We start from the raw sequence: 17166 nt of genomic DNA, 5'->3' as shown, positions 1-17166 counted from the left end.
CGATGCCGGCCCCGCGCAGGGGCCGCGATAACGGGTTGAAAAGAAGGCGGGGGATCAGTCGGGCTTGATGCCCAGCTTGCGCAGCACCGGGCCGGAGGCGTCCCGTTCCGCCGCGACGCGCCGGGCGAAGTCGGCCGCCGCCAGATGGTACGGCAGCGAGCCGTGGCTGGCGTACATCTGCTTGAGCGCGCCGTCCTGCTGCGCGCGGCCGATCTCGGCGTTCAGGCGCTGCACGATCGCCTCGGGCGTGCCGGCGCTGGCGGCCACGCCCAGCCACACCGCGCCCTCGAAGCCGCGGAAGTCCTGCTCGGCCAGCGTCGGCGCCTTGCCGAAGGCGGCGTCCGGCACCGTCTCGCTGATGGCCAGTACCCGCAGCCGGCCGTCCTTGACCATGGGTTCGACCAGCGCGGTGCCGGCGAAGTACATCTGCGTATCGCCGGCTAGCACCGAGTTGAGCGCGCCGGTGCCGGTCTTGAACGGAACGTGCATGATGTCGACGCCGGCCTGCTCGCGCAGCATTTCGAACAGCACGTGCGGCGGGCTGCCGTTGCCCGACGAGGCGTAGTTCAGCTTGCCCGGCTGCTGGCGCGCCTGCGCCAGCAGTTGCCCCAGCGACTGCGCGGACAGCTTGTCGTTGACCGTGAGCGCCATCGGGATGATGGCCAGCGGGCTGACCGGCAGCAGGTCGCGCGCCGGATCGTAGGTCAGGGCCGGAAAAATATACGGATTCCACACCAGGTGCGCGTTGGTCACCAGGGCCAGCGTATGGCCGTCGGCCGGCGCGGACTTGAGCTGCTGCATCGCCAGCATGCCGCCGGCGCCCGGCTTGTTCTCCACCACCACGGGCTGGCCCAGCGACCGGTGCAGCCGCTCGGCCAGCGGCCGCGCGAACAGGTCGGGCAGGCTGCCGGGCCCGCCGTTGACCAGGATGGTCACCGGCCGGCTCGGCCAGTCCGCGGCGTGCGGCGCCGGGGCGATCAGCAGCGCGGCCAGCGCCGTCAGGCCGGCCGCGGCGCGGCGCAGAAAGGGCCGCCGCCGTCGGCGGGACTCGTGTAGCCGTGTCACAGTATGTCTCCTGTGCGCCTGCCGCCGGCTTGGATGCCGGTCATTCTGCGTGGCGCGCTTTTCTACGATAAGCAGCACAAATCTCGGCGTCAACAATTTTTATCGAGATTTTTTCCGCGCATGATAAAGTAGCGTCATGTCTGACGGTACTTCCCTGCCCCCGCTCGCTCATTCCGCCTCGGCCCACACGCTCGTGGGCACGGCCTACGTCAACCTGCGCCGCGACATCATCCAGGGCAAACTTCCGCCCGGCTCGCGCCTGCGGGTCGAACATCTGAAGGACGATTACGGCGTGGGCGCCGGCACGCTGCGCGAGGCGCTGGCGCTGCTGGTCTCGGACGCGCTGGTCATCGCCCACGGGCAGCGCGGCTTTCACGTCACCCCGATCTCGCTGGAGGATTTCCACGACATCACCGAGAACCGCGTGCTGCTGGAAACCGAGGCCTTGCGCCAGTCCATCGCCGTGGGCGACGACGACTGGGAAAGCGCGGTGCTGGCGGCCTTTCACCGGCTGGGCAAGGCCGAGCAGCGCCTGGCCGCCGACCCCGAAGCCCGCTTCGAGGAATGGGAACAGCGCAACCGCGAATTCCACCGCGAACTGATCCGCGCCTGTCCCTCGCGCTGGCGCCACCACTTCCTGGGCATCCTGTACCAGCAGGCCGAGCGCTACCGCCGCCTGACCGTCACCCGCAAGCCCATCGCGCGCGACCTGCACGACGAGCACCAGCGCATCCTCGACGCCACGCTGGCGCGCGACGCCGACCTGGCCTGCTCCTTGCTGGCCAGCCACATCCGCCTCACCTACGAAGCCGTCGCGAAGCTGCCGCCCGAACTGTTCACGCCTTCGGCCTGAGGCGCGCCGCTCAGCCCGCGCCGGCGCGGTGCTGCGCCAGCACCTCGCACATGGCTTGGGCCGCGCGCTCCAGCACCGGCACCGCGCGCAGCAGTTCGTCCAGCATCACGCGGGCCGTGGGCGCATGGCAGGCCACCGCCGCCACCACGCGGTCGTCGGCGGCGCGCACCGGCACCGCCACCGCGCTCATGCCGCGCACGAACTCCTCGTTGTCGATGCCGATGCCCCGCGCGGCCAGGCGCTCCAGCTCTTCCTCCAGCCGCGCCGGATCGGTCAGCGTGCGCGGCGTGTTGCGGGTCAGCGGCAGCCGCGCCAGCACCCGGCTGCGCTCGAGCCGGCTCATGGAAGCCAGGAACAGCTTGCCGCTGGCGGTGCAATGCATGGGCACATGGCTGCCCACCGCGAAGAACAGCCGCAGCGGTTCGGCAGTCTCCACGCGTTCCATATAGACCACGCGGTCGCCGTCGGGCGCGGTGAGATTGCAGGTTTCACCCAGCGTGCCGACCAGCTGCGCCAGCACCGCGCGGCATTCGCGGGTGAAGGCCGAGGCGCGCAGCGTGGCCAGCGCCAGCGCCGAGGCCTGCGGGCCCGGCACGTAGCCGTTCTCGGTGGGCGTGGCGGCCACGAAGCCGGCGCGCTGCATGGCCGCCAGCAGGCGCATCAGCGATGATTTGGGCATGTCCAGCCGCTGCGCGAGCTGCGCCAGCGTGGGCGGATGCTGGGCCCGCGCCAGGTGTTCCAGCACCAGCAACGCCCGCAGCGAGCGCGCCGTGTCCTGCGGCTCCTCCGATGCTGCGCTGCGATTTTGAAACCGGTTTTGCATTTTCTGTTCCACTTTTCTGCGCTTGCGCCGGTTGTGCTTTGCGCTGCGCGCACGCTTCCTAGAATCGCTCTCAGCGTCAGTGCCCGCAGGCCCGCGCGACGCCGGGTCCAGGCACTGCAGCGCATGGCATCACAGCGTATATAACTGCGCCCCACAACGACAAGCAGGGTAAACGCGCCGTCAGGGGCGTGCGGCGGCCCGCTGCAGGGAGAGCTTGCGGATATGTCCGATACCGTGGATTACATCGTCGTAGGCGCCGGCTCGGCCGGCTGCGTGATGGCCAACCGGCTGAGCGCCAGCGGCGCGCATTCCGTCTGCCTGCTGGAAGCCGGGCCGAAGGACAGCTATCCGTGGATCCACATCCCCATCGGCTACGGCAAGACCATGTTCCACAAGGTCGTGAACTGGGGCTACTACACCGATCCCGATCCCAACATGCTGGACCGGCGCATCTACTGGCCGCGCGGCCGCACGCTGGGCGGCTCCAGCGCCATCAACGGCCTGATCTACATCCGCGGCCAGCGGCGCGACTACGACGCCTGGGCCGCCGCCGGCAATCCCGGCTGGGGCTGGGACGACTGCCTGCCCTATTTCCGCAAGCTCGAAAACAACGACCTCGGCCCCGGCCCCACGCGCGGCACCGACGGCCCGCTCAACGCCACCTCCATCAAGACCCCGCATCCGCTGGTGCAGGGCCTGATCGCCGCCGCGCAGAACCTGGGCATTGCCCAGGTCGACGACTTCAATACCGGCGAACAGGAAGGCGTGGGCTACTACCAGCTCACCACCCGCAACGGCCGGCGCTGCTCCACCGCCGTCGCCTACCTGCGTCCGGCTCAAGGCCGCGCCAACCTGCGCATCGAAACCGACGCGCACGCCATGGCCATTCTGTTCGAGGGCACCCGCGCCTGCGGGGTGCGCTACCGCCAGCACGGCCAGGTGCGCACCGTGCGCGCGCGCCGCGAAGTGATACTGTGCGCCGGCGCGCTGCAGTCGCCGCAGCTGCTGCAGCTCTCCGGCGTAGGGCCGGCCGCGCTGCTGCGCCAGTTCGGCATCGGCGTGGTGCGCGACCTGCCCGGCGTGGGCGAGAACCTGCAGGACCACCTGCAGATCCGGCTGATCTACGAAACCACGCGTCCCATCACCACCAACGACCAGCTGCGCACGCTGCCCGGCCGCATCCGCATGGGTCTGGAATGGCTGCTGCTGCGCGGCGGACCGCTGGCCGTGGGCATCAACCAGGGCGGGCTGTTCTGCCGGGTCGATCCGGCCAGCCTCACGCCCGACACCCAGTTCCATTTCGCCACGCTGTCGGCCGACATGGCCGGCGGCAAGGTACACCCGTTCTCGGGCTGCACTTATTCGGTATGCCATCTGCGCCCCTCGTCGCGCGGGCGCGTGCGCCTGCGCAGCGCCGATCCCTTCGAGGCGCCGTCCATGCAGCCGAACTACCTGTCCACCGAACTGGACCGCCGCATGACGGTGGCGGCGGTCCAGTACGCGCGGCGGCTGGCCGCCACGGCGCCGCTGGCGGCGATGATGAAGCGCGAATTCCGCCCCGGGCCCGAGGTGCGCAGCGACGACGAGATCCTGCATTTCTGCCGCGAGTACGGGGCCACCATCTTCCACCCCAGCGGCACCGCCAAGATGGGGCCGCGCAGCGATCCCCTGGCGGTCGTCGACGCGCAGCTGCGCGTGCATGGCGTGGCGGGGCTGCGGGTGGTGGACTGTTCCATCATGCCGACGCTGGTTTCCGGCAACACCAACGTGCCCGCAGTCATGCTGGCCGAGCGCGCGGCCGATTTCATTTTGCAGGAGCATACCCAGGCGCATCCGCAGACGCTGCAGGCCGCCGCCTGACACCCACGGCCCAGGCCCGCGCAGACGGGCCGGCCGCCACACCAAAGGAGACTAGACATGGCCAAGCAGAACGAAGCCGCGGTGCGCCGGGTCGTCGCCGCGTCGCTGATCGGCGCCACCATCGAGTGGTACGACTTTTTCTTGTACGGCGTCGTCGCAGGCATTGTGTTCAACAAGCTGTATTTCCCGGCCGGGGACCCGCTGGTCTCCACCATGCTGGCCTACACCACGTTCGCGGTCGGCTTCGTCACCCGGCCGCTGGGCGGGCTGATCTTCGGCCACTTCGGCGACCGCATCGGCAGGAAAAGCATGCTGGTCATGACCCTGATGATCATGGGCGTGGCCACCTTCCTGATCGGCCTGGTGCCCACCTACGACAGCATCGGCATCTGGGCGCCCATCCTGCTCCTGCTGCTGCGCGTGTTCCAGGGCATCGGGCTGGGCGGCGAATGGGGCGGCGCGGTGCTGATGGCCTACGAATACGCGCCGCCCGGCAAGAAAGGGCTGTACGCGTCGCTGCCGCAGATAGGCCTGGCCATCGGGCTGTGCCTGGCCTCGGGCACGGTGGCCCTGCTGTCCACCCTGCTGACCGACGCGCAATTCATGGCCTGGGGCTGGCGCGTCGCCTTCCTGCTGTCGGCGGTGATGGTGCTGGTGGGCATGTACATCCGCCTGAACATCAAGGAAACGCCGGAGTTCGCCGCGGTCAAGAAGAACAACGCCGAAAGCCGCATCCCTTTCGCAGACATGTTCCGGCGCTTTCCGGGCAACGTCTTCAAGGGCATGGGCGCGCGCTACATCGACGGGGTGTTCTTCAACGTGTTCGGCGTGTTCACGATCTCGTATCTCACGCAGACCGTGAAGATCACGCGCACCGAGGCGCTGATCGGCGTGATGGCCGCGGCCCTGGTCATGTGCTTCTTCATCCCGTTCTTCGGCCGCCTGTCGGACCGCGTCGGGCGCACGCGCGTCTATTTCTGGGGCTCGCTGATCACCGCGCTGGCCTCGTTTCCCGCTTTCTGGCTGATGCTCAACAGCCAGGGCAGCGCGGTGCTGATCTGGGTGGCCATCATCATCCCGTTCGGCATCCTGTACGCGGCCGTGTACGGGCCGGAGGCGGCGCTGTTCTGCGAACTGTTCGACGCCCGGGTGCGCTACACCGGCATCTCCTTCGTCTACCAGTTCTCGGGCATTTTCGCCTCGGGCATCACGCCCATCATCGCCACCGCGCTGCTCAAGGCCGGCGGCGGCCAGCCCTGGCTGATCTGCCTGTACGTGCTGTTCTCGGGCGTGGTGTCGGCGGCGTGCGCATGGCTCATCGGGCGCGGCAAGCAGCCCGACGAGGACGCCGCGGCCCGCGCGCTTCAGCCGGCCGCCACGGGCCGGCCGTAGAACGGATAGTTGGGGTCGTTGTAGCCGTGCGATGAAGCGTGCCCCGGGGTCACCCAGCCGTTGACCACGGCCTCGTCCTCGGGCGTGATGGCGACGTCCAGCGCGGCGTAGTAGTCGTCCATCTGCGCCAGCGTGCGCGGCCCGGCGATGACGGCGGTGACGATGGGGTTGGCCAGCACCCAGGCGGTGGCGAAATGCCCCGCCTGCACGCCGCGCGCGGCGCTGTGCGCCACCAGCTTCTGCGCGATCTGCAGCGACTCCTCGCGGAACTCGGTGGCCAGGATGCGGGAGTCGCCGCGCCCGGCGCGGGTATCGGCGGCCGGCGCCTGGCCCGGCAGGTACTTGCCGGTGAGCACGCCGCGCGCGATCGGGCTGTAGGGCACCACGCCCAGGCCGTAATGGCCGCAGGCCGGCAGGATCTCGACCTCGGGGCCGCGGTTGAGCATGTTGTAGTACGGCTGGCACACCACCGGCTGCGGCACGCCCAAGCGTTCGCACAGGCGCATCACCTCGGCGATGCGCCAGCCGCGGAAGTTCGACAGCCCGTAGCTGCGCAGCTTGCCCGCGCGGATCAGGTCGCCCAGCGCCCACAGCGCTTCTTCGAGGTTTTCCTCGTGGTAGTCGCGATGCAGGTAGAGGATGTCCAGGAAGTCGGTGCCCAGCCTCACCAGACTGGCCTCGACGCCACGGATCAGCCATTGGCGCGAATAGTGCGACTGGTTCGGGCCCTTGCCCACGGCGTTGCCGATCTTGCTGGCCAGCACCCAGTCGTGGCGCTGCCCGGCCAGCAGCCGGCCCACCACTTCTTCCGAGCGCCCGCCGTTGTAGACGTCGGCGGTGTCGATGAAATTCAGGCCGCGGTCGCGCGCCGAAGCGACGATGCGCGCGGCCTCTTCGTCGGGCGTCTGCTCTCCGAACATCATGGTGCCCAGGCACAACGGCGATACCCGGAGATTGCTGCTGCCTAGCCGGCGGTAGTTCATGAGTGGATTCCTTGGGTTGTGGGGGGTTGGATACACCATACCCCGGATTATGCGCGCCGCGGCCCCGTCACGCCCCGCCCGCGTCCACCGCCGCCAGTATCCTGCCGAACAAGGCGTCGGCGTGGGCCGAATCCAGCCAGCGCACGATCACGACCATCTTGCGTTCCGGTTCGACCCAGGTGAACGAGCTGCCCGCGCCCACGCCGAAGAAGCTGGAGGCCGGCACGCTGGGGAACACGCGGCCTTCGTGGTTCAGCCAGATCAGGTAGCCGTAGTACGGCGCGATGTCGCAGGGCGTGCGCATGGCGCGTATCCAATCTTCCGACAGCACCTGGCGGCCGTTGGCGCGCCCGCCGTTGAGCAGCATCTGGCCGATCAGCGCCTGGTCGCGGGCGCTGATCGACATGCCGCCGCCCCAGTGCGAGCCGCCCGGCACCGAGGGCATGCGCTGGCCGTCGATCTCGACCCAGGCGTTGTCGTAGCCCACCCATCGCCAGTTCTCGCTCGCGCCGATCGGGCGCATCACCGCCTCGCGGAAGACCTCGGGCAGCGGCTTGCGGAACAGGTGCAGAAGCGCATAGGACAGCTGGTTGATGCGCACATCGTTGTATTCCCAGTACGTGCCGGGGCGCTGCAAGGGCCGCGCGTCGCCCTTCTTGCCGTCGGGCGGCACGCCGAAGGTGACGGCGCGGTAGCGGTCCGCCTGGTCGGACACCCCGAAGCGCTCGCCCTCCCATTCGCTGGTCTGCTGCAGCAGGTGGCGCCAGGTGATGTCGGCGTTCTGGCCGCTGTCGAAACCGATGCCGGGCACGCGCCTGCCGACCGGCTCGTCCACGTCCGGCAGCAGGCCGCGGTCATGCGCCACGCCGGCCAGGATCGCCAGGTACAGCTTGGCCACGCTGAAGGTCAGGTCGGCGCGCTCGGGCTCGCCCCACTCGGCGACGGTCTTGCCGTCCACCACCACCACGCCCGAGACCGGCCCGCGGTCGTGGATGGGACCCAGCAGGCGGTTCCAGGGCGGCGGATCGTTCAGGTGCACGCCGAAGACGCCGTCGACGCTGCGGTCCCAGGCGGTTTCGTGGTCGTTGGCGAACTGGATCGCCTGCTGCATGAGGGTGTTCATTGCTTGCCTCGTTATGGTTGCGATTTCAGGAATTCCATGGCGGCCTGCACGCCGCCGGCGCGATGCGGCACCCCGGCCGCGGCCAGGCCCATCTCCACGCCGGCCAGCGCGCCGCACAGCGTCAGGTCATTGAAATGGCCCAGATGGCCGATGCGGAAGACGCGGTCGGCCAGCTTGCCCAGGCCCTGCCCCAGCGACATGTCGTAGCGCTCCAGCACCGCCTTGCGCAAGGCGTCGGCGCTGTGCCCGGGCGGCATCAGCACCGCGGTCAGGGCCGGGCTGTGCGCGGCCGGGTCCAGGCTCAGCAGTTCCAGCCCCCAGGCCTGCACCGCCAGGCGCGTCGCCTGCCCATGGCGGCGGTGGCGCGCGTAGACCTGCGCCAGGCCTTCCTCGCGCAGCATGGCCAGCGCTTCGTGCAGGCCGTAAAGCAGATTGGTCGAGGGCGTGTACGGAAAGTAGCCGCGTTCGTTGGGCCCGAGCATTTCGCGCCAATCCCAGTACGAGCGCGGCAGGCGCGCCGTGTCGGCCGCGGCCAGCGCCTTGGCGCTGACGGCGTTGAACGACAGGCCGGGCGGCAGCATCAGGCCTTTCTGCGAACCCGCCACCGTCACGTCCACGCCCCATTCGTCGTGGCGGTAGTCGATGGAGCCCAGCGACGAGATCGTGTCCACCATCAGCAGCGCCGGATGCGCGGCGCGGTCGATGGCCGCGCGCACCGCGGCCACGTCGCTGGTCACGCCGGTGGAGGTTTCGTTGTGCACCACGCACACGGCCTTGATGCGGTGCTGCGCGTCAGCGGCCAGGCGCGCGCCGATGGCCGCCGGGTCCGCCGGATGGCGCCAGTCGCCTTCCAGGAAGTCGACCTCCAGGCCCAGCCGCCCCGCCAGCTTGCGCCACAGGCTGGCGAAATGCCCGGTCTCGGCCATCAGCACCCGGTCGCCCGGCGACAGCGTGTTGACCAGCGCGGCCTCCCAGGCGCCGGTGCCCGAGGACGGATAGATCACCACCGGCCCCTGCGTCTGGAACACCTGCCGGATGCCGGCCAGCACCTCCAGGCCCAGCGCGCCGAAGACCGGCCCGCGGTGGTCGATGGTGGGCTGGTCGATGGCGCGCAGCACGCGGTCGGGCACGTTGGTGGGGCCCGGAATCTGCAGGAAGTGGCGGCCGGATGAGTGCGGGTTCAGGCTGAACATATGTCACCCCAGATGGAATAGTTTTTGTATACCAACGAAAAGCCCGGCAAACGAACAGCGTATGCCCGGCGTGCGGACCTACGGCATGCGTCACTCTATCCCATTGTTTTTACGTAATTAACCTAGGGTATACACCCATCAGGCCGAGGGGAAAGCAGGTTTATAGTGCGGAAAAACAGGGGAATTTTTGTATACCAATGAGCAGCGCGCTTAGCCTACCCGACGCCGACCCCGCGCCCGCGGCGCAGTTGTCCGGCGCCAGCCGCACGCTGCCGGCCACGGTGGCCGGGCAGTTGCGCGAGCGCATCATCCAGGGCGAATTCCCGCCGGCCTCGCGCCTGAACGAACGGGCGCTGTGCGACCTGCTGGGCGTGTCGCGCACGCCGCTGCGCGAGGCCTTCCGCCTGCTGGCCGCCGAAGGGCTGGTGCAGATCGAACCCAACCGCGGCGCCCAGGTGGTGGCGCTGTCCGAAGCCAATATCCGCGAAGCCTTCGAAGTCATCGGCGGGCTGGAAGCCATGTCCTGCCGGCTGGCCTGCGAACGGGCCACCGACCTGGAGATCGCCGAGATCCGGGCGCTGACCTACGAGATGATGGCCAGCCACGCGCGCCGCGACCTGCCCTCGTATTTCCGCCTCAACCGCGAGATCCACGAGCGCATCAGCCTGGCCTCGCACAACGGCCTGCTCAAGCAGCTGTACGACGCCCAGAACGCGCGCATCCAGAACCTGCGTTTCGTGTCCAACGAAAACCGCCAGAAGTGGGACCTGGCCATGCGCGAGCACATCGAAATGGCCGAGGCGCTGGAGGCGCGCGACGCCGACCGGCTGGCCGGCATCATGCGCCAGCACCTGCAGCGCAAGTGCGACGCCGCCCTCAGGACCTTGCAGCCGCCCGCACCGGATTCCGGCTGAACCGCCCGCCCGGACACGCAGCAGATACGCAGTACGTGCAGTGACTTCCACAGGAGCCTCGCCATGGCCGATTACCGCGTCCCCCCTCGTATCGTTCCTGCTTCACTCCCGTCTCACCGCCGTCCCAGGTTCGCGATCCTGGCCGCCGCCCTGGCCTGCGCCGCCGTCCTCGCCCAGCCGGCCCTGGCCGGCAAGAAGGACGACACCCTGCGCATGGCCTACGACCAGGCGCCCGAAAGCGTGGACCCATACTTCAACAACGTGCGCATCGGCGTCATCATCGCCGCCAACGTCTGGGACACCCTGCTCTACCGCGACCCGGTCACCAACGAGTACAAGGGGCAGCTGGCCAAGAGCTGGAAGCAGGTCGACGACAAGACCATGGAGTTCGAACTGCGCCAGGGCGTCAAATTCCACAACGGCGAGGAGTTCGACGCCGACTCGGTGGTGTACACCCTGAACTACGTGGCCGACCCCAAGAACAAGGCCGTGACGCAGCAGAACGTTGCGTGGATCGACAAGGTCGAGAAGATCGACAAGTACAAGGTGCGCCTGACCACCAAGGAGCCCTTCCCGGGCGCCAAGGAATACCTGTCCACCACCGCCGCCATCCATCCCGCCAAGTACTACCAGGAAGTCGGCCCCAAGGGCATGAACGCCAAGCCGGTGGGTTCGGGCCCGTACAAGGTGGTGGACTACCAGCCCGGCAAGTCCATCACGCTGGAGCGCAACGCCGACTACTTCAAGGATTCGCCCAAGGCGCAGCCCAAGATCGGCAAGGTCGTCATCCGCTTCATACCCGACCGCCAGACGCAGATGGCCGAAGTCATCTCGGGCGGCGAAGACCTGATCATGAGCGTGCCCAAGGACCAGGCCGAGCAGCTGGGCTCCATGCCCCAGCTGCAGATGGTCACGGGCAACACCATGCGCATCGTGTTCATGCAGATGAACATCCTGGAAGGCACGCCGGCGCCGCAGCTCAAGGACGAGCGGGTTCGCCGCGCCATCATCCACGCCATCGACCGCGAATCCATGTTGAAGAACATCGTGGGCGAAGGCGGCGGCCTCATCAACACCATCTGCACGCCGTCGCAGGTGGGCTGTACCCAGGAAGGCGCGCCGGTCTACAAGTACGACCCGGCCCAGGCCAAGAAGCTGCTGGCCGAGGCCGGCTATCCCAACGGCTTCGACATCGACATCGTGGCCTACCGCGAGCGCAACCAGACCGAAGCGATCATCAACTACCTGCAGGCGGTGGGCATACGCGCCAAGCTGAACTTCCTGCAGTACGCGGCCATGCGCGACATGATCCGCGCCGGCAAGGCCTCGCTCACGCACCAGACCTGGGGCTCCAACCTGGTCAACGACGTGTCGGCCTCCACGCCAGTCTACTTCTCGTTCGGCAACGACGACATCACCCGCGACCCGCAGGTGCGCGACCTGCTCGACAAGGGCGACCACACCATAGACGCCGAGGCCCGCAAGGCGGCCTACAAAGAGGCGCTGGACCTGATCGCCAAGAAGGCCTACGCGGTGCCGCTCTGGACGCTGCCGGCCTATTACGTCGCCACCAAGGACGTGAACTTCAAACCGTATTCGGATGAACTGGTGCGCTTCTGGGACATGAGCTGGAAGTAAGAGGCGCGCGCCGCCGGGCGGTTCCGGCGGCGCGCATCGCAGACGGAAGCGAAAGAGGCTGAGTCCTATGCTTTATTTCACGATCAGGCGCCTGGGCCTGGCGCTGCTGGTGGCGCTGACGGTTTCGATCCTGGCGTTCCTGCTGCTGCACCTGTCGGGCGACCCGGCGCTGGCGCTGGCCGGCGAAGGCGCGCGCCAGGCCGACATCGAAATGATCCGCAAGACCTACGGCCTGGACCGGCCGCTGGCCGTGCAGTATGCGGACTGGCTCTGGCACATCCTGCAGGGCGACTTCGGCACCTCGGTGTATTTCAAGACCGAGGCCGGGCCGCTGATCCTGTCCAAGCTGGAGACCACGCTGATGCTGGGCCTGGCCGCGCTGGGCTTCGCGCTGCTGGTGTCGATTCCGCTGGGCGTGCTGGCCGCGCTGTACAAGGACAGCCTGGTCGACCGTTTCTGCCTGGCCGTGGCGGTGCTGGGCCAGGCGCTGCCGAATTTCTTTTTCGCGCTGATCCTCATCATGCTGTTCTCGATCACGCTGCGCCTGCTGCCGGTCTCGGGCAGCGGCAGCTGGCAGCACTTCGTGATGCCGGCCATCGCGCTGGGCTATTACGTGGCGCCGGCCTTCATGCGGCTGATCCGCGCCGGCATGATCGAGGTGCTGGCCGCCGACTACATCCGCACCGCGCGGGCCAAGGGCCTGCCGGCGCGCAAGATCGTTTTCAAGCATGCGCTGCGCAACGCCATCGTGCCGGTGGTGGCGCTGGCGGCGGTGCAGCTGGGCTACCTGCTGGGCGGCTCGGTGGTCATCGAGACCATCTTCGCGCTGGACGGCCTGGGCTACCTGGCCTACCAGAGCATCACCTACAAGGACTATCCGGTGATGCAGCTGATCGTGCTGCTGCTGTCCGTGCTGTACGTGCTGCTGACGCTGGCCTCCGATATCGCCAACGCCTGGCTCGATCCGCGCATCCGGGTGTCCTGACATGAGCGCGCCCATCCTCACTCCCGCCGTGCCCGCCGCGCCCCCGGAACTGTCCGTCTCCGCCCTGCGCTGGCGGCGGCTGCGGCGCAACAAGGCGCTGCTGGCCGGCGGCGGCATCCTGCTGGCCATCGTGCTGATCGCGCTGCTGGCGCCATGGATCTCGCCGCACGATCCGTATTACCAGGACCTCGCCTACCGCACCGCGCCGCCGGTCTGGTATGCCAAGGGCACCTGGCTGCATCCGCTGGGCACCGACCAGCTGGGCCGCGACTATCTCTCGCGCCTGTTCTACGGCGCGCGCATCTCGCTGCTGATCGGCGTCGCCGTGGCGCTGATCTCCGGCCTGATCGGCACCGCCCTGGGCATGGCGGCCGGCTACTTCGGCGGCAAGACCGACATGGCCGTGTCCTTCCTCATCACCACCCGCCTGTCCATGCCCGTGATCCTGGTGGCGCTGGCCACGGTGGCCATCGTCGGCGGTTCGCTGTGGGTGGTGATCCTGGTGCTGGGGCTGCTCAAGTGGGACCGCTACGCGGTCGTCATGCGCAGCGCCACCCAGCAGGTCCGCTCGCTGGAATACGTGGCCGCGGCGCAGGCCGCCGGCGCCTCCACCTGGCGCATCGTGCGCGGCGAAGTGCTGCCCAACGTGGTGCCGCAGCTGATCGTGATCGCCACGCTGGAGGCGGCCAGCGCGATCCTGCTGGAGGCTTCGCTGTCGTTCCTGGGCCTGGGCGTGCAGCCGCCGCTGCCGTCCTGGGGCCTGATGATCTCGGAGGCCAAGGCCTATATGTTCTTCTCGTTCTGGCTGATCGCCATACCCGGCTCCGCGCTGGCGCTGCTGATCTTCGCCATCAACCTGGCCGGCGACGGGCTGCACCAGCTCCTCGCGCCGGAAGAGAGGTCCTGAGATGAGCGGCACGGATATCGTCCTCGACGTGCAGGGGCTGACCGTCGACATCGCCACGCCGCGCGGACCGCTGCATGCGGTGCGCGACGTGTCCTTCCAGGTCAGGCGCGGCGAAACGCTGTGCCTGGTCGGCGAATCGGGCTGCGGCAAGTCCATGACCTCGCTGGCCATCATGGGCCTGCTGCCCAAGGCCGCCCAGCGCCGCACGCGGCGCCTGGCCGTGCTGGGCGAGGATCTGTCGGCCGCCCGCGCGCGCCGCGTCAACGCGCTGCGCGGCAGCAAGATGGCGATGATCTTCCAGGAGCCCATGACGGCGCTCAACCCCGCCTACGCCATCGGCGACCAGCTGACCGAACACTATGTCCACCACTGCAAGGCGGGCCAGCGGCAGGCGCGCGACCGCGCGGTCGAATTGCTGGAGAAGGTCGGCATCGCCTCGGCCGCGCAGCGGCTGGGCCAGTATCCGCACCAGCTTTCCGGCGGGCTGCGCCAGCGCGTGATGATCGCGATGGCGCTGATGTGCGGGCCCGAACTGCTGATCGCCGACGAGCCCAGCACCGCGCTGGACGTCACCATCCAGGCGCAGATCCTGCGGCTGCTGGCCGAGCTGCAGGCCGAGCTGGGCATCGCCATGGTGCTGATCACCCACGACCTGGGCGTGGTCGCGCGCATCGCGCGGCAGGTGGCCGTCATGTACGCCGGCCAGATCGTCGAGGAAGGGCCGGTGGCCGAACTCTTCGCCGCGCCCCGCCATCCCTATACCCAGGGGCTGCTGGGCTGCATCCCCGTGCCCGGACGCACGCCGCCGGGCGCGGCGCTGGGCACCATCCCCGGCGTGGTGCCGGCGCTGGTGGGCGAGCTCGAAGGCTGCGCCTTTTTCGAACGCTGCCCCCATGCGCAGCCGCGCTGCCGCCAGGCGGTGCCGGTGCATGGCCTGGACACGGGGCAGCGCTGGCGCTGCGTGCTGCATCCAGAGGGAGGCCGGGCATGAGCGCGTTGCTGCAAGCCGAAGGCGTCAGCCGCCAGTTCTCGGTGCGCGCCGGCATGTTCCGCCCGCGCAGCACCCTGCACGCGGTCAACGGCGTGGACCTGGCGGTCGAGCGCGGCGCGGTGCTGGGCATCGTCGGCGAATCGGGCTGCGGCAAGTCCACGCTGGCCCGCATGCTGCTGGGGCTGACGCCGCCCACCGAGGGCGCGGTGCGGCTCGACGGCCAGGACATCCGCGGCCTGGACCGGCGCGCGCTGGCGCGCCGCGTGCAGCCGGTGTTCCAGGACCCGTACTCCTCGCTGAACCCGCGGCGCACCATCGCCTCCATCGTCTCGCTGCCGCTGGAAGTGCACGGCATCGCCAACCCCAGGCAGCACAAGGCCATCGAAATGCTGGAGCGCGTGGGCCTGCCGCCGCGCCTGGCGCACAACACGCCGGGGCAGTTGTCCGGCGGCCAGCGCCAGCGCGTGGCCATCGCGCGCGCGCTGGTCATGCATCCCGAAATCGTCATCTGCGACGAGCCCACCTCGGCCCTGGACGTGTCGGTGCAGGCCCAGATCCTGAACCTGCTGATGGACCTGCGGCGCGAATTCAACCTGACCTATGTCTTCATCAGCCACAACCTGGCCGTGGTGGAGCACATCGCCACCCATGTGGCCGTGATGTACCTGGGCCGGGTGGTGGAATCCGCCGCCACCGCCCGCCTGTTCCACGAGCCGCGCCATCCCTACACCCAGGCGCTGCTGGCCTCGGTGCTCACGCCCGAGCCGGGCCTGGGCATCCCCGACACGGGCCTGGGCCTATCCTTTCCCGATCCGCTGCGCCCGCCGGCGGGCTGCCCGTTCCACCCGCGCTGCCAGCATGCGATGGACCAGTGCAAGACCGAACGCCCCGCGCTGGCGCAGCGCGGGCAGGCCCTGGTGGCCTGCCATCTCTATCCTTCCGATCCCCAGCATGGAGCCCGCCCATCATGACCCGCGCAGACGCCCTCGCCCAGGCCCAGCAATGCTTCGATTCCGGCGCCTTCCGCGCGCTGCTGGCGCGCCGCCTGGCCATGCCCACCGAAAGCCAGAACCCCGAACGCGCGGCCGTGCTGGCCGACTACCTGGACGCCGAAATCCGGCCGGCCTTCGAAGCCCTGGGCTTCACCTGCCGCACGCTGACGCATCCCAAGGCGCTGGCGCCGTTCCTGTACGCCGAGCGCATCGAAGACCCCGCCCTGCCCACCGTGCTGGGCTACGGCCACGGCGACGTCATACGCGGGCTGGAGCGGGAATGGAAGCAAGGCCTGTCGCCCTGGGGCCTGACCGAATCCGAAGGCCGCTGGTACGGCCGCGGCATCGCCGACAACAAGGGCCAGCACAGCATCAATATGGAAGCGCTGCGGCTGGTGCTGGAGACGCGCGGCCGGCTGGGATTCAACGCCAAATACCTGATCGAGATGGGCGAGGAAACCGGCTCCATGGGCCTGCGGGAACTATGCGAAGCGCACCGCGATCTGCTCGCGGCCGACCTGCTCATCGCCTCCGACGGGCCGCGCCTGAGCGCCGAGCGGCCCACGGTATTCCTGGGCGCGCGCGGCAGCCTGAACTTCGACCTCAGCATCGAGGCGCGCGCCGGCGGCCATCATTCGGGCAACTGGGGCGGACTGATCTCCAACCCCGGCATCCAGCTGGCGCACGCGATTTCCACGCTGGTCTCGCCCACCGGCCAGATCCGCGTGCCGGAATGGGTGCCCGCGGAACTGCCGCCGGCGGTGCGCCGCGCCCTGGCCGACTGCCAGGTCGACGGCGGCGCCGACGGCCCGGAGATCGAACCCGGCTGGGGCGAGCCCGGCCTGTCGCCGGCCGAACGCGTGTTCGGCTGGTGCTCGTTCGAAGTGCTGGCCTACAAGACCGGCAACCCCGACACCCCCGTCAACGCCATCCCGCCGCGCGCCTGGGCGCGCTGCCAGCTGCGCTTCGTGGTCGGCGTGGACCCCGACGAACTCATCCCCGCCCTGCGCCGCCACCTGGACCGCCAGGGCTTTCCCATGGTCCAGATCGCGCTCACCCGCGAAAGCATGTTCCGCGCCACCCGCATCGACCCGGAAGACCCGTGGGTGCGCTGGGCGGTGGAATCGCTGGAGCGCACCGCCGGCGTCAAGGCCGCGGTGCTGCCCAACCTGGGCGGCTCGCTGCCCAACGACATCTTCACCGACGTGCTGGGCCTGCGCACGATCTGGGTGCCGCATTCCTATCCGGGCTGCTCCCAGCACGCGCCCAACGAACACCTGCCGCCGGAGCTGCTGCGCCAGGCGCTCGGATTGATGACGGGACTGTACTGGGACCTCGGCGCGGGCGGCACGCCGGCGCTGGCGCGCTGAACTCAGGGCGCGGACCGCGCCGCCGCCAGCGGCTGGACTGCCAGGCGCAGGCCCATCGCCTTGAGTATGGCGATCAG

15 protein-coding genes are annotated in these 17166 nt (G+C 69.1%); 10 read left to right on the top strand and 5 right to left on the bottom strand.

Features of this window, described 5'->3' with window-relative positions:
• Positions 1 to 54: 54 nt before the first annotated feature.
• Positions 55 to 1065 carry a tripartite tricarboxylate transporter substrate binding protein gene (locus A6B37_RS03945; RefSeq protein WP_246842361.1) on the bottom strand — a complete coding sequence of 337 codons (1011 nt, stop codon included), beginning with the start codon at positions 1063 to 1065 and terminating at the stop codon, positions 55 to 57.
• A gap of 136 nt (positions 1066 to 1201) precedes the next feature.
• Here A6B37_RS03945 and A6B37_RS03940 point away from each other — a divergent pair, with 136 nt between their 5' ends.
• Positions 1202 to 1918, top strand: coding sequence for an FCD domain-containing protein (locus tag A6B37_RS03940; protein ID WP_102776015.1), 717 nt, complete (start codon positions 1202 to 1204; stop codon positions 1916 to 1918).
• A 10-nt stretch (positions 1919 to 1928) separates the two neighbouring features.
• Here A6B37_RS03940 and A6B37_RS03935 read toward each other — a convergent pair whose 3' ends face one another.
• Positions 1929 to 2753, bottom strand: a complete 825-nt coding sequence (locus tag A6B37_RS03935) for an IclR family transcriptional regulator (RefSeq protein ID WP_111824966.1) — start codon at positions 2751 to 2753, stop codon at positions 1929 to 1931.
• Positions 2754 to 2963: 210 nt separating this feature from the next.
• Here A6B37_RS03935 and A6B37_RS03930 point away from each other — a divergent pair, with 210 nt between their 5' ends.
• Both A6B37_RS03930 and A6B37_RS03925 read left to right on the top strand, forming a co-directional pair.
• Positions 2964 to 4601, top strand: a complete 1638-nt coding sequence (locus A6B37_RS03930) for a choline dehydrogenase (protein ID WP_111824965.1) — start codon at positions 2964 to 2966, stop codon at positions 4599 to 4601.
• A gap of 57 nt (positions 4602 to 4658) precedes the next feature.
• The gene (locus tag A6B37_RS03925) at positions 4659 to 5993 is read left to right on the top strand and encodes an MFS transporter (RefSeq protein ID WP_102776012.1); all 1335 of its coding nucleotides are present in this window, start codon (positions 4659 to 4661) and stop codon (positions 5991 to 5993) included.
• On the opposite strand, the gene A6B37_RS03920 is transcribed toward A6B37_RS03925, so the two are convergent.
• The 3 genes from A6B37_RS03920 to A6B37_RS03910 all read right to left on the bottom strand — a co-directional run bounded on the left by A6B37_RS03920 (position 5966) and on the right by A6B37_RS03910 (position 9292).
• Entirely contained in the window at positions 5966 to 6976 is a 1011-nt protein-coding gene (locus tag A6B37_RS03920) for an aldo/keto reductase (RefSeq protein WP_111824964.1), read from the bottom strand. The genes A6B37_RS03925 and A6B37_RS03920 overlap by 28 nt on opposite strands.
• A 67-nt stretch (positions 6977 to 7043) precedes the next feature.
• Positions 7044 to 8099 carry a serine hydrolase gene (locus A6B37_RS03915; protein WP_210405774.1) on the bottom strand — a complete coding sequence of 352 codons (1056 nt, stop codon included), beginning with the start codon at positions 8097 to 8099 and terminating at the stop codon, positions 7044 to 7046.
• A gap of 11 nt (positions 8100 to 8110) precedes the next feature.
• The gene (locus tag A6B37_RS03910; RefSeq protein WP_111824963.1) at positions 8111 to 9292 is read right to left on the bottom strand and encodes an aminotransferase class V-fold PLP-dependent enzyme; all 1182 of its coding nucleotides are present in this window, start codon (positions 9290 to 9292) and stop codon (positions 8111 to 8113) included.
• A gap of 197 nt (positions 9293 to 9489) precedes the next feature.
• Here A6B37_RS03910 and A6B37_RS03905 point away from each other — a divergent pair, with 197 nt between their 5' ends.
• The 7 genes from A6B37_RS03905 (at position 9490) to A6B37_RS03875 (ending at position 17089) form a co-directional block, all read left to right on the top strand.
• The gene (locus A6B37_RS03905) at positions 9490 to 10206 is read left to right on the top strand and encodes a GntR family transcriptional regulator (RefSeq protein WP_102776009.1); all 717 of its coding nucleotides are present in this window, start codon (positions 9490 to 9492) and stop codon (positions 10204 to 10206) included.
• A gap of 63 nt (positions 10207 to 10269) precedes the next feature.
• A complete protein-coding gene (locus A6B37_RS03900; protein ID WP_111824962.1) occupies positions 10270 to 11844 on the top strand; it encodes an ABC transporter substrate-binding protein in 1575 nt (524 codons plus the stop codon).
• A 67-nt stretch (positions 11845 to 11911) separates the two neighbouring features.
• Positions 11912 to 12829 carry an ABC transporter permease gene (locus A6B37_RS03895; protein ID WP_102776007.1) on the top strand — a complete coding sequence of 306 codons (918 nt, stop codon included), beginning with the start codon at positions 11912 to 11914 and terminating at the stop codon, positions 12827 to 12829.
• A 1-nt stretch (position 12830) separates the two neighbouring features.
• Entirely contained in the window at positions 12831 to 13736 is a 906-nt protein-coding gene (locus A6B37_RS03890; RefSeq protein ID WP_111824961.1) for an ABC transporter permease, read from the top strand.
• Position 13737: 1 nt separating this feature from the next.
• The gene (locus tag A6B37_RS03885) at positions 13738 to 14727 is read left to right on the top strand and encodes an ABC transporter ATP-binding protein (RefSeq protein ID WP_102776005.1); all 990 of its coding nucleotides are present in this window, start codon (positions 13738 to 13740) and stop codon (positions 14725 to 14727) included.
• Entirely contained in the window at positions 14724 to 15698 is a 975-nt protein-coding gene (locus A6B37_RS03880) for an oligopeptide/dipeptide ABC transporter ATP-binding protein (protein ID WP_111824960.1), read from the top strand. The genes A6B37_RS03885 and A6B37_RS03880 overlap by 4 nt, the downstream gene beginning before the upstream one ends.
• Positions 15695 to 17089, top strand: a complete 1395-nt coding sequence (locus tag A6B37_RS03875) for a M20 family metallopeptidase (RefSeq protein WP_111824959.1) — start codon at positions 15695 to 15697, stop codon at positions 17087 to 17089. The genes A6B37_RS03880 and A6B37_RS03875 overlap by 4 nt, the downstream gene beginning before the upstream one ends.
• The last annotated feature ends 77 nt before the right edge of the window (positions 17090 to 17166 follow it).

The sequence above is a fragment of the Achromobacter sp. HZ01 genome, assembly GCF_003267925.1.
GTDB classification, from domain to species: Bacteria; Pseudomonadota; Gammaproteobacteria; order Burkholderiales; family Burkholderiaceae_B; genus Achromobacter; species Achromobacter pulmonis_A.
Note: the sequence above shows the minus strand (reverse complement) of the source record. Positions and strands in the feature narration are given on the sequence as shown.